Here is a 21,036-nt window from a genome sequence, read left to right as displayed (position 1 = left end):
TGTTCGCCCATTAAAGCGGTACGCGAGCTGGGTTCAGAACGTCGTGAGACAGTTCGGTCCCTATCCGTCGTGGGCGTAGGAAATTTGAGAGGAGCTGTCCTTAGTACGAGAGGACCGGGATGGACACACCGCTGGTGTACCAGTTGTCCTGCCAAGGGCATAGCTGGGTAGCTATGTGTGGAAGGGATAAGTGCTGAAAGCATCTAAGCATGAAGCCCCCCTCAAGATGAGATTTCCCATAGTGTTAAACTAGTAAGATCCCTCGAAGATGACGAGGTTGATAGGTCAGAGGTGGAAGCATGGTGACATGTGCAGCTGACTGATACTAATCGATCGAGGACTTAACCAAAATGATGAATGTTGGAGCGTTATCTAGTTTTGAGGGAATGAAAATTTTCTCTTGAAATTTATTGTGAAGATAGTATAATATATCTTGTCTTTACCTTATCTAGTGACGATGGCGAGAAGGTCACACCCGTTCCCATACCGAACACGGAAGTTAAGCTTCTCTGCGCCGATGGTAGTTGGGACTTTGTCCCTGTGAGAGTAGGACGTCGCTAGGTTGGAGAAGATGGAGGATTAGCTCAGCTGGGAGAGCACCTGCCTTACAAGCAGGGGGTCGGCGGTTCGATCCCGTCATCCTCCACCATTAATTTTAACTTTTGCCGGTGTAGCTCAGTTGGTAGAGCACGACCGAATAAGCTTCTTGAAATTACTTCAGCGTACTAATCGAACTGCTTCTTGAATAAGCTTTCTGAGATTAGGACGACATATCTCAATCAAATCCTCAGTGGTTTGAGATCTTAATAATGCCGGTGTAGCTCAGTTGGTAGAGCAACTGACTTGTAATCAGTAGGTCGTGGGTTCGACTCCTATCGCCGGCACCACTTGTGAGCCATTAGCTCAGTCGGTAGAGCACAATCGAATAAGCTTCGAAGTAATACTTCAGCGTACCAATCGAGCTGCTACTTGAATTGACTTTCCGAGATTGGGACGTCGAAGATGTACTTTAATACGAGTACCGGATTTCATTATTACCCAATCTTTTGTACGAGCCATTAGCTCAGTCGGTAGAGCATCTGACTTTTAATCAGAGGGTCGAAGGTTCGAGTCCTTCATGGCTCACCATTTAAATAGTTTTGCGGGTGTGGCGGAATTGGCAGACGCGCTAGACTTAGGATCTAGTGTCTTTGACGTGGGGGTTCGAGTCCCTTCACCCGCATTATGCGGAAGTAGTTCAGTGGTAGAACACCACCTTGCCAAGGTGGGGGTCGCGGGTTCGAATCCCGTCTTCCGCTCCAAAGAAACTTACAATGCCGGGGTGGCGGAACTGGCAGACGCACAGGACTTAAAATCCTGCGGTAGGTGACTACCGTACCGGTTCGATTCCGGTCCTCGGCACCATTTGAATAATAATGCGCCCGTAGCTCAATTGGATAGAGCGTCTGACTACGGATCAGAAGGTTATGGGTTCGACTCCTTTCGGGCGCGCCATATTACGGGAAGTAGCTCAGCTTGGTAGAGCACTTGGTTTGGGACCAAGGGGTCGCAGGTTCGAATCCTGTCTTCCCGACCATTTAACAAATTGGGGCCTTAGCTCAGCTGGGAGAGCGCCTGCTTTGCACGCAGGAGGTCAGCGGTTCGATCCCGCTAGGCTCCACCAACGATTTTAAAAATGTAATGATATTATCCATGGCGGTGTAGCTCAGCTGGCTAGAGCGTACGGTTCATACCCGTGAGGTCGGGGGTTCGATCCCCTCCGCCGCTACCATTAAATTTAACAGCACTACGGACCTTTAGCTCAGCTGGTTAGAGCAGACGGCTCATAACCGTCCGGTCGTAGGTTCGAGTCCTACAAGGTCCACCATCTACAACTTCTTATATGTGGAGGAATACCCAAGTCCGGCTGAAGGGATCGGTCTTGAAAACCGACAGGGGTGTTAAAGCCCGCGGGGGTTCGAATCCCTCTTCCTCCGCCATATTTATTATTTAAGAATAGTTAAATTTTATATATTTTCTATTATCGCGGGGTGGAGCAGTCTGGTAGCTCGTCGGGCTCATAACCCGAAGGTCGTAGGTTCAAATCCTGCCCCCGCAACCAAAAAAAATGTTGACAAAGCAAAAATATTATCGTAAGATAATAATCGTGTCAGTTTTAAAAATGATAGATTAATTATTTTAAAATGGTCCCGTGGTGTAGCGGTTAACATGCCTGCCTGTCACGCAGGAGATCGCCGGTTCGATCCCGGTCGGGACCGCCATATGTAGTGGCTCAGTAGCTCAGTCGGTAGAGCAAAGGACTGAAAATCCTTGTGTCGGCGGTTCGATTCCGTCCTGAGCCACCTTATTATTTTTTAAAAAATTAATGGCGGCTGTGGCGAAGTGGTTAACGCATCGGATTGTGGTTCCGACATTCGTGGGTTCGATTCCCATCAGCCGCCCCATATAATGCGGGTGTAGTTTAATGGTAAAACCTCAGCCTTCCAAGCTGATGTCGTGAGTTCGATTCTCATCACCCGCTCCAATTTTATCATAATGGGCCTATAGCTCAGCTGGTTAGAGCGCACGCCTGATAAGCGTGAGGTCGATGGTTCGAGTCCATTTAGGCCCACCATATTTTTATTCCGCAGTAGCTCAGTGGTAGAGCTATCGGCTGTTAACCGATCGGTCGTAGGTTCGAATCCTACCTGCGGAGCCATTTTTGGGGAAGTACTCAAGTGGCTGAAGAGGCGCCCCTGCTAAGGGTGTAGGTCGCGTAAGCGGCGCGAGGGTTCAAATCCCTCCTTCTCCGCCATGACGATTTTAATATATTTTCTGGCCCGTTGGTCAAGCGGTTAAGACACCGCCCTTTCACGGCGGTAACACGGGTTCGAATCCCGTACGGGTCATCAAGCGTTATGAGAATATCTCATGGCGTTTTTTATTTTTTATAGAAATCTTCTATAAAAAAGGCTCTATAATATTTGTTGGGGTTTAGAAAAAATTTGTGTGCATAAAAAAACACGCAAACTCTTCATTCTTTTATACTTGAATTGACTAGAAACAAGTCTAAAGAATGGAGTTGCGTGCTATATGGATTTTACCATGATTATTCCTGGATTAAAAGGGGCTATCTTAACCAAAGTTGAAGAAGTGGGCGAAGTAGTACGACTGTACGTTGAAATGGAACGAAAAGTACACCGGTGTCCCAAATGTAATCAAAGAACGAGTAAGGTTCATGACTATCGTGTGCAAAAAATTCAACACTTAAAGTGGTTTGAAAGAAAAACTCAAATCTTTTATAAGCGTAGACGTTATGTCTGTGAATGCGGAAAACGTTTTTCGGAGAAAAACCCTTTTGTCATGCGTTATCAGCGTACTTCAATAGAGTGGAATCAAGCAATATCGATAAAAGCGATTAAAGGAAAAACGTTCAAGGAAACGGCCGAGATCTATGGATGTTCTCCTTCAACCATTATACGTAGATTCGATCAAATATCCCGAAGTGAAATTCGTCCTGTGGAAGAGTTACCAACAGTTATAGCCATTGATGAATACAAAGGTGACACCCGGGAAGGAAAATATCAGTTAATCATTGCGGATGGGATTACAAAAGAACCGATTGATATTCTACCAAATCGCTATAAACGTACGATTAAGGACTACTTGAGAAAGCATGGATCTAGGGTTCAAATCGTCATCATGGATATGAATCATTCCTTTAAAGCAGCCGTTCAAGAGGCATTGGCTAAACCCGTTATTGTAGCTGATAGGTTTCATTTTTGTCGTTACATTTATTGGGGGCTTGATGGAGTAAGACGCCGAATACAAAATGAGTTTCATGGATACGACCGAAAAAAGTGTAAACGTATGAAACATGTATTTCATAAAGATAGCCAGCGCTTAACTAAGGATGAACGTTGGCATTTAGAGCGATACTTGGAAATGTCCAGTGAACTCAGAAGAGCATATGAAATCAAAGAGGCTTATCGTTCTTGGTTTTCACGGGCCAAGGAAAATGGAAAAAGCCAGATTAGTTTAGTTAAAAAAGAATTAGAAGAATTATATAAGTTTATTGAGGATTCAAAGATACCAGAGATGAGTAAAGCCATAAAGACCATACAAAATTGGCAAGTTGAAGTATTAAATAGTTTTGCCTATGAATATTCAAATGGATTTTTAGAGGGAATTAATAATTCCACCAAAGTTCTAAAGCGAAATGCTTATGGATTTAGAGTGTTTGAACGCTTTAGGGCTAAAATCTTATTAACACACAAGTATAAAAGAATAGGGGTACATATTGGTTAACCAGGTTGTGGGGCATTTTCCTCAATAAAAAATGATGAATGGTACCATCCATCATTTTTTATTGAGGCCACCAAGTGAAGCGCGGTAGCCTAAAACCCCAACATTTGACTTAGAACCTAAAAAAAAAACACCTGTTGCCAGGTGTACTAATCTTTGGGCATAAAATCCTCTTCGATTTTTTGTGCAGGGTTATCTAAGTCCACATCAGAAAAGATACCAGGAGATACTCCACGAAACATATCAAAAGCAAGAATTTTATCGTCTGGCCCATCAAATAATGGAGCTTCACCGTTGAAATCTTCAACTTCTTTTTTTCGTCTCATCTCTACACCTCCATCTATTATCCTCCCAGTTCTTCATTTAATTATTCTTTTATTAATTATCCCCATTTAGAAAATTACCAAGTCCTCCTAGAATACTCCCTTCACCTGTGCTTCCACCATTTCTAGGTGCACTCGCAAAAATTCGGTCTGCTAGGCGGCTAAATGGTAGTGATTGTATCCATACCGTACCAGGGCCTCTAACAGTAGCATAGAATAGACCTTCACCACCAAAAAAAGCGGTTTTAATTTTTCCTACATACTCAATGCTATAATCGACATCTCTTGTTAATCCGACTAGGCAACCTGTATCGATTCTAAGGATTTCCCCAGGTTGAAGTTCTTTTTTATGTATGGTACCACCTGCATGTAAAAATGCTAGACCATCTCCTTCTAATTTTTGCATGATAAATCCTTCTCCACCAAAGAAGCCAGTTCCTAATTTTCTTTGAAAATCAATGCCAACTGAAACCCCTTTTGCTGCACATAAAAACGCATCCTTTTGACAAACTACTTTGCCACCTAGCATGCTTAAATCAACAGGAATGATTTTCCCTGGATAGGGTGCAGCAAAGGAAACATGTTTTTTCCCCATATTGCTATTTGTAAAGACAGTCATAAATAGACTTTCTCCTGTGAGTACCCTTTTACCAGCCCCTAATAGTTTTCCAAAAAGACCTCCACCTGCAGATCCTGAGCCGTCACCGAATATTGTTTCCATCGAAATGCCATCTTCCATCATCATCATGGCACCAGCTTCGGCAATGACACTTTCACTTGGATCTAATTCGATTTCAACAAACTGCATATCGTCTCCATAAAGTTTATATTCGATCTCATGTGCGTTCATCCGGTTCTTCCTTTCTTTCTCCAAAATATATACAAAGAAGTAATTCGTCATTTACTAGTATTATCCTTTAAGATTGTAAATGAAGTATGAAAAAAATGTTAATTCTAGTTGAGGATATCCATGACAAATTGAAATAGGAGTACTATAATATATTTAGAATTTTCTTGAAATAATTAAAGCGAAGGGGGATTGTATGAGTTCGGAAATCATTATAAAAAGACGGTTATGGCCAAGAAAGAAGCGTTGGAGGGCAGTTTTATTAACAGGAATCGTTATCATACTCCTTCTAATAGCAAGCATTATAATAGGCTATTTATTTTTAAGAAAAAGTTTACCTATGATTGAGGGAAACGTTTCGGTTGCAGGAATAACAGATAAAGTAGAAGTAATCCGCGATCAAAATGGGGTTCCACATATTGTTGCAAAAAATAATCATGATTTGTATTTCGCTCAAGGGTACGTTACGGCACAGGATCGTTTATTTCAAATGGATTTAAGTAGAAAACAGGCTTCAGGAGAGCTAAGTGAAGTAATTGGTTCTTCTCTTGTTGATCAAGATAAGTATTTTAGAACTCTTGGTCTAAGAAGGGCTGCAAAAATATCATATGAAGGATATTCAGACGAAGCTAAGTCTGTTCTCCAATCTTATGCAGATGGCGTAAATGCTTTTATATTGGAAGCAAAGGAAAAGAATACATTGCCTGTCGAATTTACTCTGGCAGGATATGAACCGACTGAATGGAGTCCCATTGATTCTCTTACCATTGGAAAATACATGGCCTACGATTTAGGGGGACATTATAAAGGGCAGGCATTTCGCTATTATATGGCACAGCATGTATCAGACGAAAAATTACTAGAATTGTTCCCGACCTATCCTGAAGAAGGTGCAACTGTTATTCAAGCAATGAGAGATCATCCCGTTGATATTTCAAAAAGTATAGCAACTGCTCCGTTTCCAAATGAGTTTAATGGGAGTAATAACTGGGTGGTTAGTGGTGTGAAATCAGAATCGGGTATGCCAATCCTAGCCGATGATCCACATCTCGCATTAGCTACACCATCAATTTGGTATGAAACGCATTTGCAAAGTGATGAAGTGAACGTTAGTGGTGTGATATTTGCCGGTGTCCCAGGAATCATATTAGGACGTAATGAACATATAGCGTGGGGAGTTACAAACGTGGGTCCTGATGTCCAGGATTTATATATTGAAAGAAGGAATCCGGACAATCCTAATCAGTTTGAGTATATGGGGAACTGGGAAGAAGCCACCATTATTGAGGAGCCAATAAAAGTAAAGGATGGGGATACAATCCCATATCAAGTCCAGGTTACAAGACATGGTCCAATCATTTCTGAATTTACTCATGATCACAAGGAGGAAACAGCTTTAGCATTAAGATGGACTGCACTTGATGCTTCGACTGAACTAGAAGCGGTGTTGATGTTTAATCAGGCGAAAAACTGGACTGAATTTAAAGAAGCTCTTACATATTTTCATACACCTGCTCAAAACTTTGTTTTTGCAGCTAAAGACGGAACGATTGCCTATCGAGCAAATGGGTTAATCCCAATTCGAAAGAAAGGAGATAGTTCTGTACCTGTACCAGGATGGACAGATGAATACGAGTGGGAGGGATATATTCCTTGGGATGAACTTCCTACGATTGTGAACCCGGAGGAAGGTTTTATCTCTACCGCAAACAATAAAATTGCGAAGGATGAATATCCTTATCATATTACAAATACGTGGGCTCAGCCTTATCGACAGCAACGGATTCAAGATGTATTGTCAAGTAAGAAAGTGTTAACGGCAAAGGATATGCTTAAACTTCAATTTGATCAGCATAATCTGCAGGCTGAAGAGTTTGTTCCGTTTTTAATAGATGTAGTATCAAACAGCGAAGATGGGCTTAGAGACATTGATAAAACGGTTATAAAGGAGTTTGAGGCTTGGGATTTTGTGGACCGAATAGAAGATGGCGAGCCTTTAGTCTTTCATAAATGGATGGAGGAATTTGCAAATGTCCTATTTGAAGAATCCATTCCTAAGGAAATCGATAACTTGTTTGAAGGAAAATCTCAAATTGTAGACCAAATGATTCGAGATGCAAAAAATGGACATGAAGGGATATGGTTATCTGAGGCAGGTGGTATAGAACAGGTAACAGTTGAGTCTTTTAAAAGGGCAGTTGAATTTGCCATCGAAAAGCAAGGGGACAAACCAAGTAAATGGTCTTGGGGTGAATTCCACCAGGTTCCGTTTAATCACCCATTGTCTGCCATTACACCGTTAAACTATTTATTTAATAGCAATGAAGCTGTATCAATGGGGGGAAGTGGGGTCACAGTTGCAGCTGCAAGCTTTAACCGTGATACAGGTGCAATTACCCATGGAGCGGCTTGGAGATCTGTCATTGACTTAGCAAACATGGAAGAAAGCTATAATGTGGTTGGTCCAGGCCAATCTGGCCATGTTTTAAGTACATTTTATCATGATCAAATTACGGATTGGACAACAGGGAATTACCATATCACCTATACCAATAAAGAGAAGTATAAAGAGAATAGTTATAAGCTTGTTTTACATCCAGCTAAGTAAGATAAAAAGCAGTGGGAATTTTTCCACTGCTTTTCATTTTTAATCTTCGGCTTCGTCCTTTGTATAAGGTTCTTTTTCATATGGAGGAAGGTCTCCAAACATCGTCATAATTCCTTCTTCCTCTAGCACTTCTTCATATCGTTCATGCTGGCTATTTGGATAGATGATAATCTCTTTTCCTTCAATATCTGTTCCAACAAAGTTCTCATAATCCTCAACATAGCCTACATTCTCATCAGATTCAATGAACACCTCATTATAACTGTCAACGGGATCTACAAGGTCTGAAGGAGATTCAGATGTTCCGTACCTCGCGACGTCCTGCCATGAATCCTCTGCATCATACGCTACATTATCTTCCTCATCCACGAACTTCCCAAATGGTGGCATTAATACGCCTTCTTCAATAGGTCGATTATGGGAAACGACTTGATTAGGACTATGTTCTACACAATAAGTAGTTGTTGGAATCGCGTCTAGACGATCAAGTGCTATGTCTTTACCGCATTTTTCACAAATGCCATATCGTCCTTCGTCGATCGCTTGCAATGCGGACTCAATGTCTTTTAATTGTTTTTCAATATGTTCATTTAAGGCAATATCTTTTTCGCGTTCATACAAATCTGTTCCTTGGTCTGCAGGATGATTATCATAAAGGGAGAGTTCACCCATGGATTCATGATAGTGACCTTGCTCCAAATCAAAATGATCCCCATCATCTAACTGTTCTTCAACCTCTTTTTTTGCCTTTATCAACTGTGAACGGAAGGTTGATAATTGCTCATTTGATAACATTGTAAGCACTCCTTCCAAAATGAGTTCGTATTGAATCTTGTTATGTATTATTTACATAAACACGAAAATCATAAATGTAAAAAAGTGAAAGGGATAAAAAGAAAAAACACGATATCAAAATCGTGTTTTAAAAGAAGTACCCGATAAAGATTCCAATAGATAAAAGGAATCCAAAAATTGTATTTGTTTGAGCAGTTGCCTTCATTGCTGGCATCATTTGAATTGGTTCAGATTTACCAATAAATCCTGTTACTGCTTTAATGGCTTTTGGAACACTTATGAATACAAGAAGAGTCCAAAATGAAGCAATCCCGATAAATGCCAAAACGATGATCCACATATAGGAAATGAAAAGCAAACCAGCAAAGAACTTGATTGCCTTGGTTCTTCCTAATAAAATCGGCAAAGTGCGACGTCCATTCTTTTTATCGCCATCCAAATCACGAATATTGTTTGACATATTGATAGCACCAACAAGAATCATAATTGGAATTGAAATTAAAATACTTGTGGTCGTAACTGTACTGGTTTGGATGAAAAACGATATTAAAATAATAATCATGCCCATAAAGAAACCAGCTGCTAGTTCTCCAAATGGTGTAGATGAAATAGGGAGTGGACCTCCAGTATATAAATAACCTACCGACATACAAATAGTCCCCACTAATGCCAACCACCAACTACTATTCATACAAATATAAACACCTAATAGTGCAGCAATTCCAAAGAAAGAAAATGCAAGGTTTAAAATAACCTTAGGCTTAATTCCATCTCGAACAATTGTACCGCCAATTCCGACCGAGTCTGCAGTATCAAGACCGCGTTTGTAATCAAAATACTCATTTATCATATTAGTTGCCGCTTGAATTAGAAGACATGCGAGTAACATTGTTAAGAATAGACCTATATGAATAGATGTTTCCAATAGTGCAAGAACTGTCCCTAAAATGACTGGAACAAATGATGCAGTTAGTGTATGTGGCCGCATGAGTCTCCACCATACCTGAAAACCACTAGAAGGCTTTTTGGAAAGCTTCTGATTTGACTGAAGTCCTGATTGCATAAGTTTTCTCCTCTCACGACAAAGCTCATGTATATCCAAAGTACAGTTTAGTGAATTGGACAAGTACTGTCAATGGTTTAAAGTTACAAAAAAGACATATCAACCTTATGATCCTTTTACCCAGCAGACTAACTTCACGTAAATTACATAATAATAAGGAAGTAAGTGGTCAGTGTATTGCAGGTATGGTAGAATCAAGTTTGTTGACAACAATTCATTATGAGGTATATCGTAAAGGCAGTTTTTAATAATAAGTTATACCTAGATAATATAGAGTGCTTATCAAGAGCTTGATTCATTTTAAATGATATACTATAAACAATATCTGTTATTTCTATATAAAATTGATGGAATCTATTTCGGGGGGATAAAAGTTGGTCATGATACAACAAAAAGGTTTGAGTGATTACATAAAGAAAGGTATAAACCGTTCCAAAGAGCTTTCTAGGCCTGTTCTGATAAGTCAGGTTAAAGAAATGAAGAACATAGACCCCCTATTGTTCTTTGCTGCTGGAAAAAGGACACCTTTTGAAACGCGTTCTTTCTGGTCAAATCCTACAAATGATACAATCATCGTTGGACTGGGGGAAGCCTATACAATTAGTGATAACGAGTCTACGGAACGTTTTGAGGCTATTGAAAAACAGTGGAAAAGACTCGTTCAGCATTCAATCATTGTTGATGATTTTGCACCTTATTCTACTGGTCCTATTTTAATGGGAGGGTTTTCATTTGATCCATTAAAAAAGAGAACAGAGCTTTGGGATTATTTTGATGACGCGAAATTTGTCTTGCCTGTTATCATGCTCTCCTATTATAAAGGTAGTACTTATTTAACGACGAATATTATTTGTGAACCGAACGGGACTACTTTTGGTGGATCCGACTTGGAGCAATTGGAAGTACTGCTTAAGGAAAATTATAAATATCAAAAGAACCATTCATTTACAAAAGAGGAAGTTCAGCCACAGGAATGGATGGATTCAGTTCGAAACGCAACCAAAAAGGTACAGAACGGTGAGGTTGAAAAGGTTGTATTAGCAAGAGAAATTAAGCTGCATTTTGACGAACCGATTGAAGCTGACGCAGTGTTGGCGCGTCTAAAAGAAGAGCAGCCGATGAGTTATTTATTCGCAATTGAATATAAAAATTCATGCTTTATCGGAGCATCTCCTGAACGTCTAATTAAGAAAAAAGGAGAGGAATTCTTAACTACTTGTCTCGCTGGCTCTATCCGCCGTGGAAAAACGCCGTCAGAGGACAAGCAATTAGAAAATGAACTATTACACGACCCTAAAAATCTGCATGAACATGATGTCGTTGTTCAAATGATTAAAAATGCGATGAAAGAGTCCTGTTCAAGTATTACGTCACCAACACATCCAGGTATTTTAAAAATGCGCGATATCCAGCATCTATACACACCTGTAAAAGGTGTAGCTAAAGATGATGTATCATTGCTAACGGTTGTGAATCGATTACACCCAACACCAGCTTTAGGTGGTCAACCTAAACAAAAGGCATTTGAAATTATTCGTGAACTTGAAATTCTTGATCGTGGTTGGTATGGGAGCCCTGTAGGTTGGTTTGATACAAATGATAATGGGGAATTTGCAGTTGCCATACGTTCGGGTTTATTAAATGGTAACAATGCATCCTTGTTTGCTGGTTGTGGGATCGTAGGAGATTCCCAACCAGAAAGTGAATATACAGAAACGATGATTAAGTTTAGACCGATGCTATCTGCATTAGGAGGCTTATATAATGAATAATCAAGCATTAACTCGGTATGTGGCATCATTTGTTGATGAATTAGTACGAGTGGGGGTTACCGAGGCTGTTGTAAGCCCTGGCTCACGCTCTACTCCGATGGCGATTTTAATGGCAGAACATCCTGACATGAAAGTTACCATTAATATTGATGAACGCTCTTCAGCGTTTTATGCGCTCGGTGTGGCTAAAGCAACGAAGAAACCTGTTGCGATTTTATGTACGTCCGGTACGGCTGCAGCGAATTTTTTCCCAGCAATTGTAGAGGCCTATTATTCCAGGGTTCCACTTATTGTTTTGACAGCAGACCGACCACATGAATTACGAGATGTAGGAGCACCACAAGCTATCAATCAAAATCAATTATACGGAAATCATGCGAAATGGTTTGTCGAAATGGCCCTACCGGAAGAGTCAGAACAAATGCTATCATATGCACGTACAATGGCTGGTAGAGCTGCAGGAACAGCACTATCTGCACCGGCAGGACCTGTCCATTTGAATTTTCCTTTCCGTGAACCGCTTGTACCGAACTTAGGTTTAGAAAACCTATGGAGAACAAATGAGTCCCAACGTAAAAACGTGAATGTTGTCGTTGGAAAACCGAAAATGGATGAAGAACAGGCTCAGTATTTTAGTGAACTAGTTAGCAGCAAAAAGAAAGGGATTATTGTTTGTGGTTCACATTATGATGAAGAGTTTGGCTATGCTGTTGCAAGTTTAGCAGAAATACTTCAGTTTCCAGTTCTCGCTGACCCATTATCACAACTAAGAAGTGGTGAACATCCGACATCATATATAGTAGACGGGTACGATGCTTTTTTACGTGATGAAGAATTCCGAGAAACATTCTCACCAGAAATCATTATTCGATTCGGTGCAATGCCAGTCTCAAAAGCACTTCTTCAATATATCCAAAAATATAAGAATACAACTCAAATCATTGTAGATGGGGATGGAGGATGGAGAGATCCTACCTTATCAGCAACAGATATGGTTTATTGTGATGAAATTGAATTTTGTGAGATGATCATTAGCCGAACAGAGAAACAAAGAGATTCTAGTTGGGTGAAAGATTGGCTCAAAGTCAACAATCTTGTAAAAGAAAATGTAAAAAAGGTACATAAAGAAGAGACTTTATTTGAAGGGAAAGTATTTACTGAACTTCAAGAAATTCTCCCAACGGGTTCTACCTTATTTGTTGGAAATAGTATGCCTATACGTGATCTTGATACATTCTTTTTAAACAATGAAAAGTCAATCCATGTGTTAGGTAACCGAGGTGCCAACGGTATCGACGGTCTAGTTTCAACTGCGATGGGCATCAGCTCACAAAATGAACATACCGTTTTAGTCATAGGTGATCTCTCACTCTATCATGATCTAAATGGATTATTGGCCGCAAAACATCACCACTTAAATATTACGATTGTTTTAATTAACAATGACGGTGGCGGTATTTTTTCTTTCTTACCACAATCCCAAGAAGAAAAGCATTTTGAGACCCTTTTTGGGACACCAATTGGTCTAGAGTATGAACATGCCGTTAAATTGTATGGTGGAAAATTTACAAGTATTAAGGATTGGACAGAGTTCCGTACAGCGATCACTACTTCTTTTGAAGAAAAAGGATTACATGTTGTAGAGGTAAAAACAGATCGCCACGAGAATGTCATGATTCATCGAAAAATGTGGAATAATGTTTCCCAGGAAATAAACGAAGCACTCAAAAGGAACCAATAAAATGTATATTTCTTCTAATGGATCTACCTATCATGTGAAAGTAATCGGTGAAGGTGTGCCGATTGTTTTACTTCATGGTTTTACAGGCAGTATGACGACTTGGAATCAAACAGTTGATATCCTGAAACAACAATTTCAATGTGTGCTAATCGATATTATGGGACATGGTAAAACAGATTCTCCAGATGACTTTACAAGATATCAAATTGAAAAAGTTGCTCGTGATATCATTCATATATTAGATATATTGGAGATTCCAAGCGCACATATTGTTGGATATTCGATGGGAGGAAGATTGGCTTTGGCGACAGCCATTATTTATCCAACCAGAGTTGCCAGCCTTATCTTAGAGAGTAGCTCACCAGGGTTAAAGACAAATGAAGAAAGAGCTGCCCGAAGAAAGTCGGATGAACAGTTAGCGACTCGTATAGAACAAGAGGGAATGGTTGATTTTGTTGATTATTGGGAGAACATTTCATTGTTTTCTACACAAAAAGCACTATCGAAGGATAAACAGTTAGAAATTCGTCATCAACGTCTAGAAAACAATCCTGTCGGGCTAGCAAACAGCTTGAGAGGAATGGGGACCGGTGCCCAACCTTCTTACTGGGATCGTTTGACTAAAGTTAAATGCCCAACATTATTACTGTGTGGAGAACTTGATCAAAAGTTTTGTACGATTGCGGAAGAGATGGGCTTAAGCATGCAAAATGCAAGAGTGGAAAAAATAGTGGAAGCGGGACATGCAATTCATGTGGAACAACCGTATTTTTTTGGTAAAATAATAATTGAGTTTGTTTCTGATCATTTTTCATAATGATCAAATATACATACATAAAAGGAGGACAAGCTAATGGCTTCAGTTGAATGGGTTGCAGAACGTAACTATGATGAAATCTTATATGAAACATACAATGGCATTGCGAAAATTACAATTAACCGTCCGCATGTTAGGAACGCATTTACTCCAAAAACAGTAGCAGAAATGATTGATGCTTTTGCCTATGCAAGAGATGATTCAAACATTGGTGTAATCGTACTTGCCGGTGCAGGAGATGAAGCGTTCTGTTCTGGTGGAGATCAAAAGGTAAGAGGACATGGTGGGTATGTTGGAGATGACCAAATTCCACGATTAAATGTTCTTGATTTACAACGACTAATCCGGGTTATTCCAAAGCCAGTTATTGCAATGGTTTCAGGCTATGCAATTGGTGGTGGACATGTGTTACATGTTGTATGTGACTTAACAATTGCCGCAGATAATGCTATTTTTGGACAAACAGGACCAAAGGTTGGAAGCTTTGATGCTGGTTATGGTTCAGGTTATCTTGCCCGCATCATTGGTCATAAAAAGGCACGTGAAATTTGGTTCCTTTGTCGTCAATATAATGCTCAAGAAGCATTGGATATGGGTCTTGTTAATACAGTTGTTCCTTTAGAGCAGCTTGAAGAAGAAACAATAAAGTGGTGTGAAGAAATTCTTGAAAAGAGCCCAACAGCACTTCGTTTCTTGAAAGCAGCAATGAATGCTGATACAGACGGTTTAGCTGGGCTTCAACAAATGGCTGGCGATGCGACACTTCTGTATTACACAACAGATGAAGCAAAGGAAGGCCGTGACGCGTTTAAAGAAAAGCGTATGCCAGACTTTAAACAATTCCCTCGTTTCCCTTAATCGTTCATTTTTCAGCTTGATGAAAACTTCATCAAGCTGTTTTTGCATTTTAAACTTTATTCAGCTAATTTTATAAGATGTGGGGATGAAATAATAAGAGTAACTATTATTAAGTAGGCGTTCAAAACTTGGCTGAATAAAGTTCGGCCTCCGGCGGATGCCACGATTTATTAAAGGTAATTTTCGAGAAGTAAGATTAAAGACTAAAAACGCCACATCCTGTGGCAACGTCTTTATGACCCACTTCCTGTGGGCCTAAAAATCGGGCGCAAATACGCCTTGGCGCATTTGATTAAGAGGAGACTTAACAAAGATGAAATCTACAGAGATACCAAATTGGCTTAAGCAACGTGCATTTTTAACACCCAATCGAATAGCCATTAAAACTGAATATGAAGAAATCTCATTTATCACTTTACATAAAAATGTGGTAAGGAAAGCAAACCAATTAACATTTGCCGGTATTCATAAGGGGGATGTTGTTTCCGTCCTCATGAAGAATAGTGTGGAGATGGTTGAGGTCATCCACGCATTAAAATATATTGGTGCGGTAACGGTGCTCTTAAATAGTAAGCTTACAAGCAATGAGTTAGGATTTCAATTAACCGACTCTGGTACGAAAATGATGCTAACTGAAGATGCCTTAATCGAAAAAGTAAATGAGATCGATATCGAAAAGGTTCTGGTGAAGGAAATGGAACAATTCCCCGAAAAGGAATGCCATATCCAGGAATACTTCTCGTTGGATCAAGCTGATACCATTATGTATACATCAGGGACGACTGGTCGACCAAAAGGAGTAATCCATACATACGGAAATCATTGGTGGAGTGCAGTAGGTTCTAGTTTGAATCTAGGGTTGCACCAGGATGACTGCTGGTTACTTGCTGTTCCTATGTTTCATATTAGTGGATTATCGATTTTGTATAGAAGTGTGATTTATGGAATACCTGCAGTCATTCATGAAGGCTTTGACCCCAAAAAGGCGAATGCTGCGATTATGAACCAAGGTGTTACCATCATGTCTATTGTAAGTGTCATGCTTTCACGAATGCTAGCTGAATTGGGAGATGAAAAGTATCCGGACAGTTTTAGATGTATGCTTCTTGGAGGAGGGCCAGCGCCGAAACCTTTATTAGAAAAGTGTATGGCACATAATATTCCTGTTTTCCAAACCTATGGGATGACTGAAACAGCTTCACAAGTTGTTACACTAGCTCCAGAGTACAGTATTTCAAAACTTGGCTCTGCTGGAAAACCACTTTTTCCGGTACAAATCAAAATTGAAAAAGAGGGAAAACCCGCAAAACCTAATGAAATAGGCGAAATTGTTGTAAAAGGACCAAGTGTAACGAAAGGCTATTTAAATCGAATCGATGCAACAAAGACGTCCATTGTTGATGGATGGCTTTATACGGGTGATATTGGATATTTGGATGACGAAGGCTTTCTCTTTGTGATGGATCGCCGCTCCGATTTAATCATTTCAGGGGGAGAAAATATTTATCCTGCTGAACTTGAAGCTGTTTTATTGGCACACCCCAAGATTTTGGAAGCAGGGGTGACAGGGATTGAAGATGCAAAGTGGGGTCAGGTGCCAGCTGCTTTTGTTAGAAAAGAGGAAGGAAGCCATATAACTGAAGCTGAGATTATTGCCTTTTGTTATGAAAATTTAGCACGTTTCAAGGTTCCAAAATCAATCTATTTCGTCGATCGCCTTCCAAGAAATGCTTCAAATAAACTCTTGCGCCGAAAATTAATTGAGTTATTAAAGGATGAAAACAATGATTAAGGTAAAAAAAACCACGCTTCATCTCATTGAACAAAACCTCCTTTCGCCATTTGTAACAAGCATGGGAAAGGTTGACAAAAGAGAGAGTATTCTCGTTGAAATAGAGGATGTTGATGGTGCTGTGGGTTGGGGAGAGGTGGTTGCTTTTTCATCCCCATGGTATACCGAAGAGACGATAAAAACATGCTGGCATATGCTTGAGGATTATCTAGTGCCAAAAATGGGAAAAGAAGAGTACCAACACCCAGAACAGCTACATGATAGCTTTCACTTTGTGAAACGTAACAACATGGCTAAGGCTAGTCTTGATATGGCGATATGGGATTTATTTTCAAAAAAGCAAGGAATCTCACTTTCTAAGGCATTGGGTGGTACGAAAGACTTTATTGATTCAGGAGTAGTCGTGAGCATTGATTCTATCGACCAGGTTTTGCGTAAAATGGAGGAGTATGTGAAATCGGGCTATAAGCGTATCAAAATAAAAATCAAGCCGGGACAGGATTATGACTTACTCAAACAAATTAGACATGAGTTTCCAACCTTACCATTAATGGTGGATGCTAATTCTGCTTATACATTAAAAGATATTAATCAGCTTCAAGCATTAGATGAGTTTCGTTTAATGATGATTGAACAGCCACTAGCGGAAGATGATATTTTTGACCATGCAAAATTGCAGAGAGAACTATCAACACCGATTTGTTTAGATGAAAGTATTACGTCAGCTGAGGATGCAAGAAAGGCAATTGAAATGGGGAGTTGTCAGGTCCTCAATATTAAAATCGGGCGCGTCGGTGGTATCACTGTGGCTAAAAGAATTCATGATGTTTGTAAAACACATAATATCCCTGTGTGGTGTGGAGGAATGCTTGAGACTGGCATTTCCAGAGCCCATAATATTGCTTTAGCAAGTCTTCCTAATTTTTCGATTCCTGGAGATATATCAGCAACCTCAAGATATTGGAAAAAGGATGTCATTCTTCCGGAAGTAATAGTTGAAAATGGTTGCATTGCCGTGCCACATAGTCCTGGAATTGGATATCAAGTTGACCGCGAATGGATTCAACAAATAACCAAACAGAAATTAGTAATGGGATTATAGAGTGGATCGGCAATGCACATTTTTTAATTATTGGATAAACAATAGTAAACTTAAGGCCATTACAGCCATGCCTGCTATTAAACCGTATATCGATAAGTGTCCACTGTCATAACGTTTTGATGCTGGAAGTAATTCATCCAGTGAAATAAACACCATAATTCCTGCCACAGCGGCAAAAATCATTCCAAACATCACGTCATTTAAAAATGGCATTAAAATTAAGAACGCTACAATGGCCCCAATAGGTTCTGCTAAACCAGAAAGGAAAGAGAGCTTAAAGGCTCTTTTTTTATCCCCTGTAGCAAAATAGACAGGTACGGCAACAGCGATGCCCTCTGGTATATTATGAATCGCTACAGCAACTGCAATGGCGATTCCAAGGCCTGGGTCTTGGAGTGCAGATGTAAAGGTGGCAATGCCTTCGGGAAAATTATGAATCCCGATTGCGAGTGCGGTGAAGGTTCCCATTTTTAATAATGCTGCTTCTTCAATTTCTGAAGAGGTGAGATTCATATCCTCCACTTTTTTGACCTCATGGGGATTGCTGCTTGCTGGTACAAATTTATCAATTACCGCAATTAAGAGCATTCCCCCAAAGAAGCCGATCACTGTCATCCAATTTCCCAATTGATCACCTAATTCTGAGGTTAAGGCAACTTTTGCTTTGAAGAAGATTTCAATCATGGATACATAAATCATGACCCCTGCTGAGAAACCGAGTGTCAGGGATAGAAATTTTGTATTGGTTCTTGACGTGAACAGGGATATTAAACTACCGATACCGGTTGCAAGACCAGCAAATAAGGTTAAGCCAAAAGCGAGTAATAAATTCTCATACATCGCTTATTCTCCTCTCAAGCTGTTATTTTTAATGTTTTTTGTCCGAATGAATAAATGTTTCCTTTGTGCAACTTTTAAAAGTATCATATGTTCAAATCTCTATTTTGTCAATTATTTTATTTCAAAAAATTCGACATGTTCATTAGGATATGCAAACTTGACGTTCAAGGATTAAAAAAAGACAGCTGAGTAATCAGCTGCCTTAGACTAGTCTTTATAGTTAACCTTCAGGAACGAAGGTTTTACAGTCGGTTTCTGTTTGTTCTGATGCGGTTTTACCGGTGTGACTCACAACATAGATCGCATCGGCACTACATTTATTCCCGTTTGCCCAATAATGACAATTCTTAACTTCGCATAATACGTCTTGTGCCATTTTACTACACCTCTTTCATGGAATATGGTCTAGCATCCTTTATTTTCTCCATCTCCAGAGAGTGGATAACAAGCAACATATCCCAAGGGAGGTAGTTAATTTAGTGCTTTTGTTAAGGTATTAAGATTTTGCCTCATTAAGCTAAAATAATCTTCGTTGCTTTCGATTTCTTGTTCCGTTATGGCTTCTAAATTGTGAAGGGTTAGGCTTTCTGTACCCGTTTCTTTTTGAACCGTTTCGGCAATCTTTGACGATATATTTTGTTCGAATAGAATATATTTAAGATTGTGCTCTTTTACTTCATCAATAATATTTTTGAGTTCTTTTTGTGATGGTTCATTTGTTGGGGAGTACCCAGTGATACTAATTTGCTTGATCCCATAGCGTTCTTCCCAATAGCCATAGGCAGAATGTGCAACTAAAATTTCTTTTTGTTTAGCAGAACTTGTAACTTCCTTGAAATCTGTATTTAAGGCTTCTAATTGTACCTTTAATTCTTTAAAGTTTTGTTCGTATACATCCTTATCTGAGGGATCAATATCGGATAGAGCATTTTTAATATTCTCGGCCATTTGAATAGAATAAATAGGATCTAACCAAATATGTGGGTCGATATTACCATGATTGTGCTCATCACTATGATGTTCATCACCCTCCGAGTGTAAAAACTCAATCCCAGCACCTGCTTCAATTAATGCAACATTTTCGTTATTAAGTGTTTTTTGGGCAGTTTCAACAAAGGCTTCTACTCCAACACCTGTATATATAAATGCATCTGCACTCGCGATTTTCGTCATATCTCTTGGAGTTGGCTCAAATGAATGAGCATCTGCTCCTGGTGGGTATACACTTTTTACTAAAACATCTTCACCACCAATTTTTTGTGTGAAATCTGTTAGAGGAAATACAGTCGTATAAACTGTTAGTTTACCTTCTTTATTTGTTTCATCTGCTCCGCAAGCCGAAAGGATGCTGATTAATAAAAGGAGCACAAAATATCCGCTTATTTTTTTCATGAATTGTCTCCTCTCAATTCTCTAAAAGGTCTTTGTTTTAAATCCTTTCATATTATATCGTAATTATTACGATTTGAGAACTAGAAACTTTTTCTGATACTCAATATCTCTTTTTAGTATCTCGGACTACGTAGAAATTAATTGACCAACTGCATAAAAAGTTATTAATAAAGACTGGTTTTTGATAAAATAAAATGAAATAAAAGAAAAAGGTGATCAAATGTCTCAATTGGATAGTATTTTAGAGTTCAACAAAACATTTGTTGAATCAAAGGAATATGAAAAATACCAAACCACAAAGCTTCCAAATAAAAGAATGGTTATCGTTACATGTATGGATACTCGACTTATTGAGCTTTTACCAAAAGCAATGAATATGAAAAATGGGGATGTGAAAATACTAAAGGTTGCTGGAGCAGTTGTTTCACATCCGTTCGGAAGTGTAATGAGAAGTATCTTGGTTGCGGTTTATGATTTAAATGCAGACGAAATTTGCATTGTTGGCCACCATGATTGCGGTATGAGTGCACTAGATGCCGATTCGATTTTACATAAAATTAAAGATCGTGGAGTTACTCATGCAAGAATTGATACTTTAAAATATTCCGGAATTGATCTTGAAGAATGGTTTCAAGGTTTCAGCAGTGTAGAGGAGAGCGTCCGACATAGTGTTGAAATGGTTGAAAACCATCCCCTTCTTCCAAAAGACGTGCCTGTTCACGGTCTCGTTATTAATCCAGAGACAGGTAAACTGGATGTCGTTCTTAATGGATACAAGTAAGAATGGGGTCATGGATTTGAC

The 21,036-nt window shown here is 39.4% G+C and carries 16 protein-coding genes, 21 tRNA genes and 2 rRNA genes; 32 read left to right on the top strand and 7 right to left on the bottom strand.

From position 1 onward, the window contains the following. The 24 genes from E1I69_RS03445 to E1I69_RS03330 all read left to right on the top strand — a co-directional run. Positions 1-349, top strand: a 23S ribosomal RNA gene (locus E1I69_RS03445); the annotation flags it as partial. A gap of 98 nt (positions 350-447) precedes the next feature. Further along, positions 448-563: ribosomal RNA gene (gene rrf / locus E1I69_RS03440) — 5S ribosomal RNA — on the top strand. A gap of 10 nt (positions 564-573) precedes the next feature. Then, positions 574-649 (top strand) — tRNA-Val (locus tag E1I69_RS03435). Positions 650-811: 162 nt separating this feature from the next. After that, positions 812-887, top strand: a tRNA-Thr gene (locus tag E1I69_RS03430). Between the two features lie 165 nt (positions 888-1,052). Further along, positions 1,053-1,128 (top strand) — tRNA-Lys (locus E1I69_RS03425). 13 nt (positions 1,129-1,141) lie between these two features. Beyond that, positions 1,142-1,222 (top strand) — tRNA-Leu (locus E1I69_RS03420). A gap of 4 nt (positions 1,223-1,226) precedes the next feature. Next, a tRNA-Gly gene (locus E1I69_RS03415) sits at positions 1,227-1,301 on the top strand. Between the two features lie 14 nt (positions 1,302-1,315). Next, positions 1,316-1,404 (top strand) — tRNA-Leu (locus E1I69_RS03410). A 13-nt stretch (positions 1,405-1,417) separates the two neighbouring features. Beyond that, a tRNA-Arg gene (locus E1I69_RS03405) sits at positions 1,418-1,494 on the top strand. Between the two features lie 5 nt (positions 1,495-1,499). Further along, positions 1,500-1,576, top strand: a tRNA-Pro gene (locus tag E1I69_RS03400). Between the two features lie 11 nt (positions 1,577-1,587). Next, positions 1,588-1,663, top strand: a tRNA-Ala gene (locus E1I69_RS03395). A 31-nt stretch (positions 1,664-1,694) separates the two neighbouring features. Then, positions 1,695-1,771, top strand: a tRNA-Met gene (locus E1I69_RS03390). A 19-nt stretch (positions 1,772-1,790) separates the two neighbouring features. Then, positions 1,791-1,867 (top strand) — tRNA-Ile (locus E1I69_RS03385). Positions 1,868-1,886: 19 nt separating this feature from the next. Beyond that, positions 1,887-1,979 (top strand) — tRNA-Ser (locus tag E1I69_RS03380). Between the two features lie 45 nt (positions 1,980-2,024). Then, positions 2,025-2,101 (top strand) — tRNA-Met (locus E1I69_RS03375). A gap of 84 nt (positions 2,102-2,185) precedes the next feature. After that, positions 2,186-2,261: transfer RNA gene (locus E1I69_RS03370), tRNA-Asp, on the top strand. Positions 2,262-2,269: 8 nt separating this feature from the next. Next, a tRNA-Phe gene (locus E1I69_RS03365) sits at positions 2,270-2,342 on the top strand. 26 nt (positions 2,343-2,368) lie between these two features. Further along, positions 2,369-2,444, top strand: a tRNA-His gene (locus E1I69_RS03360). A 6-nt stretch (positions 2,445-2,450) separates the two neighbouring features. Further along, positions 2,451-2,524, top strand: a tRNA-Gly gene (locus E1I69_RS03355). 13 nt (positions 2,525-2,537) lie between these two features. Continuing rightward, positions 2,538-2,614: transfer RNA gene (locus E1I69_RS03350), tRNA-Ile, on the top strand. A gap of 9 nt (positions 2,615-2,623) precedes the next feature. After that, positions 2,624-2,698: transfer RNA gene (locus tag E1I69_RS03345), tRNA-Asn, on the top strand. Between the two features lie 5 nt (positions 2,699-2,703). Beyond that, positions 2,704-2,794, top strand: a tRNA-Ser gene (locus E1I69_RS03340). A gap of 22 nt (positions 2,795-2,816) precedes the next feature. Further along, positions 2,817-2,888, top strand: a tRNA-Glu gene (locus E1I69_RS03335). A gap of 184 nt (positions 2,889-3,072) precedes the next feature. Then, positions 3,073-4,287: an ISL3 family transposase gene (locus tag E1I69_RS03330; protein ID WP_136378206.1), complete on the top strand. Its 1,215-nt coding sequence runs from the start codon at positions 3,073-3,075 to the stop codon at positions 4,285-4,287. Positions 4,288-4,433: 146 nt separating this feature from the next. On the opposite strand, the gene E1I69_RS24655 is transcribed toward E1I69_RS03330, so the two are convergent. Both E1I69_RS24655 and E1I69_RS03325 read right to left on the bottom strand, forming a co-directional pair. Next, positions 4,434-4,610, bottom strand: coding sequence for a hypothetical protein (locus E1I69_RS24655; RefSeq protein ID WP_165439136.1), 177 nt, complete (start codon positions 4,608-4,610; stop codon positions 4,434-4,436). A 52-nt stretch (positions 4,611-4,662) separates the two neighbouring features. Next, entirely contained in the window at positions 4,663-5,457 is a 795-nt protein-coding gene (locus E1I69_RS03325) for a TIGR00266 family protein (RefSeq protein ID WP_136378205.1), read from the bottom strand. Positions 5,458-5,650: 193 nt separating this feature from the next. On the opposite strand from E1I69_RS03325, the gene E1I69_RS03320 reads away from it, so the two are divergent. After that, positions 5,651-8,062: a penicillin acylase family protein gene (locus E1I69_RS03320; RefSeq protein ID WP_136378204.1), complete on the top strand. Its 2,412-nt coding sequence runs from the start codon at positions 5,651-5,653 to the stop codon at positions 8,060-8,062. Positions 8,063-8,101: 39 nt separating this feature from the next. Here E1I69_RS03320 and E1I69_RS03315 read toward each other — a convergent pair whose 3' ends face one another. Beyond that, complete coding sequence (locus E1I69_RS03315; protein ID WP_136378203.1) at positions 8,102-8,857, bottom strand: yteA family sporulation protein; 756 nt, start codon at positions 8,855-8,857, stop codon at positions 8,102-8,104. Positions 8,858-8,984: 127 nt separating this feature from the next. Continuing rightward, complete coding sequence (locus E1I69_RS03310) at positions 8,985-9,920, bottom strand: 1,4-dihydroxy-2-naphthoate polyprenyltransferase (protein ID WP_136378202.1); 936 nt, start codon at positions 9,918-9,920, stop codon at positions 8,985-8,987. Positions 9,921-10,300: 380 nt separating this feature from the next. Here E1I69_RS03310 and E1I69_RS03305 point away from each other — a divergent pair, with 380 nt between their 5' ends. From E1I69_RS03305 to menC, 6 genes are all read left to right on the top strand, one after another. Further along, positions 10,301-11,692 (top strand): isochorismate synthase, encoded by a 1,392-nt coding sequence (locus E1I69_RS03305; protein ID WP_136378219.1) that lies wholly within the window; start codon positions 10,301-10,303, stop codon positions 11,690-11,692. Then, on the top strand, positions 11,685-13,433 hold the full coding sequence (gene menD / locus E1I69_RS03300) for a 2-succinyl-5-enolpyruvyl-6-hydroxy-3-cyclohexene-1-carboxylic-acid synthase (protein WP_136378201.1): 1,749 nt from the start codon (positions 11,685-11,687) through the stop codon (positions 13,431-13,433). Before E1I69_RS03305 ends, menD begins: the two co-directional genes overlap by 8 nt. A 1-nt stretch (position 13,434) precedes the next feature. Further along, complete coding sequence (menH, locus tag E1I69_RS03295) at positions 13,435-14,250, top strand: 2-succinyl-6-hydroxy-2,4-cyclohexadiene-1-carboxylate synthase (protein ID WP_136378200.1); 816 nt, start codon at positions 13,435-13,437, stop codon at positions 14,248-14,250. A 36-nt stretch (positions 14,251-14,286) separates the two neighbouring features. Next, the gene (gene menB / locus E1I69_RS03290) at positions 14,287-15,108 is read left to right on the top strand and encodes a 1,4-dihydroxy-2-naphthoyl-CoA synthase (RefSeq protein ID WP_136378199.1); all 822 of its coding nucleotides are present in this window, start codon (positions 14,287-14,289) and stop codon (positions 15,106-15,108) included. Positions 15,109-15,421: 313 nt separating this feature from the next. Further along, entirely contained in the window at positions 15,422-16,900 is a 1,479-nt protein-coding gene (locus E1I69_RS03285) for an o-succinylbenzoate--CoA ligase (protein WP_136378198.1), read from the top strand. Beyond that, the gene (menC, locus tag E1I69_RS03280; RefSeq protein ID WP_207308498.1) at positions 16,896-18,002 is read left to right on the top strand and encodes an o-succinylbenzoate synthase; all 1,107 of its coding nucleotides are present in this window, start codon (positions 16,896-16,898) and stop codon (positions 18,000-18,002) included. Before E1I69_RS03285 ends, menC begins: the two co-directional genes overlap by 5 nt. Positions 18,003-18,029: 27 nt before the next feature. Here menC and zupT read toward each other — a convergent pair whose 3' ends face one another. The 3 genes from zupT to E1I69_RS03265 form a co-directional block, all read right to left on the bottom strand. Then, positions 18,030-18,842: a zinc transporter ZupT gene (gene zupT, locus E1I69_RS03275; protein WP_136378196.1), complete on the bottom strand. Its 813-nt coding sequence runs from the start codon at positions 18,840-18,842 to the stop codon at positions 18,030-18,032. Between the two features lie 220 nt (positions 18,843-19,062). After that, positions 19,063-19,218: a DUF1540 domain-containing protein gene (locus E1I69_RS03270; RefSeq protein WP_116351852.1), complete on the bottom strand. Its 156-nt coding sequence runs from the start codon at positions 19,216-19,218 to the stop codon at positions 19,063-19,065. Between the two features lie 95 nt (positions 19,219-19,313). After that, the gene (locus E1I69_RS03265) at positions 19,314-20,234 is read right to left on the bottom strand and encodes a metal ABC transporter substrate-binding protein (RefSeq protein ID WP_136378195.1); all 921 of its coding nucleotides are present in this window, start codon (positions 20,232-20,234) and stop codon (positions 19,314-19,316) included. 220 nt (positions 20,235-20,454) lie between these two features. Here E1I69_RS03265 and E1I69_RS03260 point away from each other — a divergent pair, with 220 nt between their 5' ends. Beyond that, positions 20,455-21,015, top strand: a complete 561-nt coding sequence (locus E1I69_RS03260; protein WP_136378194.1) for a beta-class carbonic anhydrase — start codon at positions 20,455-20,457, stop codon at positions 21,013-21,015. Positions 21,016-21,036 lie beyond the last annotated feature (21 nt).

This window comes from Bacillus timonensis (assembly GCF_004799755.1).
In the GTDB taxonomy this organism is placed as follows: Bacteria; Bacillota; Bacilli; order Bacillales; family Bacillaceae_L; genus Ferdinandcohnia; species Ferdinandcohnia timonensis_A.
Note: the sequence above shows the minus strand (reverse complement) of the source record. Positions and strands in the feature narration are given on the sequence as shown.

Bases quoted from the DNA above. Each gene is read 5' to 3' on its own strand.
- E1I69_RS03330 (WP_136378206.1), top strand. From the start codon at position 3,073: ATGGATTTTACCATGATTATTCCTGGATTAAAAGGGGCTATCTTAACC.
- E1I69_RS24655 (WP_165439136.1), bottom strand. From the start codon at position 4,610: ATGAGACGAAAAAAAGAAGTTGAAGATTTCAACGGTGAAGCTCCATTA.
- E1I69_RS03325 (WP_136378205.1), bottom strand. From the start codon at position 5,457: ATGAACGCACATGAGATCGAATATAAACTTTATGGAGACGATATGCAG.
- E1I69_RS03320 (WP_136378204.1), top strand. From the start codon at position 5,651: ATGAGTTCGGAAATCATTATAAAAAGACGGTTATGGCCAAGAAAGAAG.
- E1I69_RS03315 (WP_136378203.1), bottom strand. From the start codon at position 8,857: ATGTTATCAAATGAGCAATTATCAACCTTCCGTTCACAGTTGATAAAG.
- E1I69_RS03310 (WP_136378202.1), bottom strand. From the start codon at position 9,920: ATGCAATCAGGACTTCAGTCAAATCAGAAGCTTTCCAAAAAGCCTTCT.
- E1I69_RS03305 (WP_136378219.1), top strand. From the start codon at position 10,301: ATGATACAACAAAAAGGTTTGAGTGATTACATAAAGAAAGGTATAAAC.
- menD (WP_136378201.1), top strand. From the start codon at position 11,685: ATGAATAATCAAGCATTAACTCGGTATGTGGCATCATTTGTTGATGAA.
- menH (WP_136378200.1), top strand. From the start codon at position 13,435: ATGTATATTTCTTCTAATGGATCTACCTATCATGTGAAAGTAATCGGT.
- menB (WP_136378199.1), top strand. From the start codon at position 14,287: ATGGCTTCAGTTGAATGGGTTGCAGAACGTAACTATGATGAAATCTTA.
- E1I69_RS03285 (WP_136378198.1), top strand. From the start codon at position 15,422: ATGAAATCTACAGAGATACCAAATTGGCTTAAGCAACGTGCATTTTTA.
- zupT (WP_136378196.1), bottom strand. From the start codon at position 18,842: ATGTATGAGAATTTATTACTCGCTTTTGGCTTAACCTTATTTGCTGGT.
- E1I69_RS03270 (WP_116351852.1), bottom strand. From the start codon at position 19,218: ATGGCACAAGACGTATTATGCGAAGTTAAGAATTGTCATTATTGGGCA.
- E1I69_RS03265 (WP_136378195.1), bottom strand. From the start codon at position 20,234: ATGAAAAAAATAAGCGGATATTTTGTGCTCCTTTTATTAATCAGCATC.
- E1I69_RS03260 (WP_136378194.1), top strand. From the start codon at position 20,455: ATGTCTCAATTGGATAGTATTTTAGAGTTCAACAAAACATTTGTTGAA.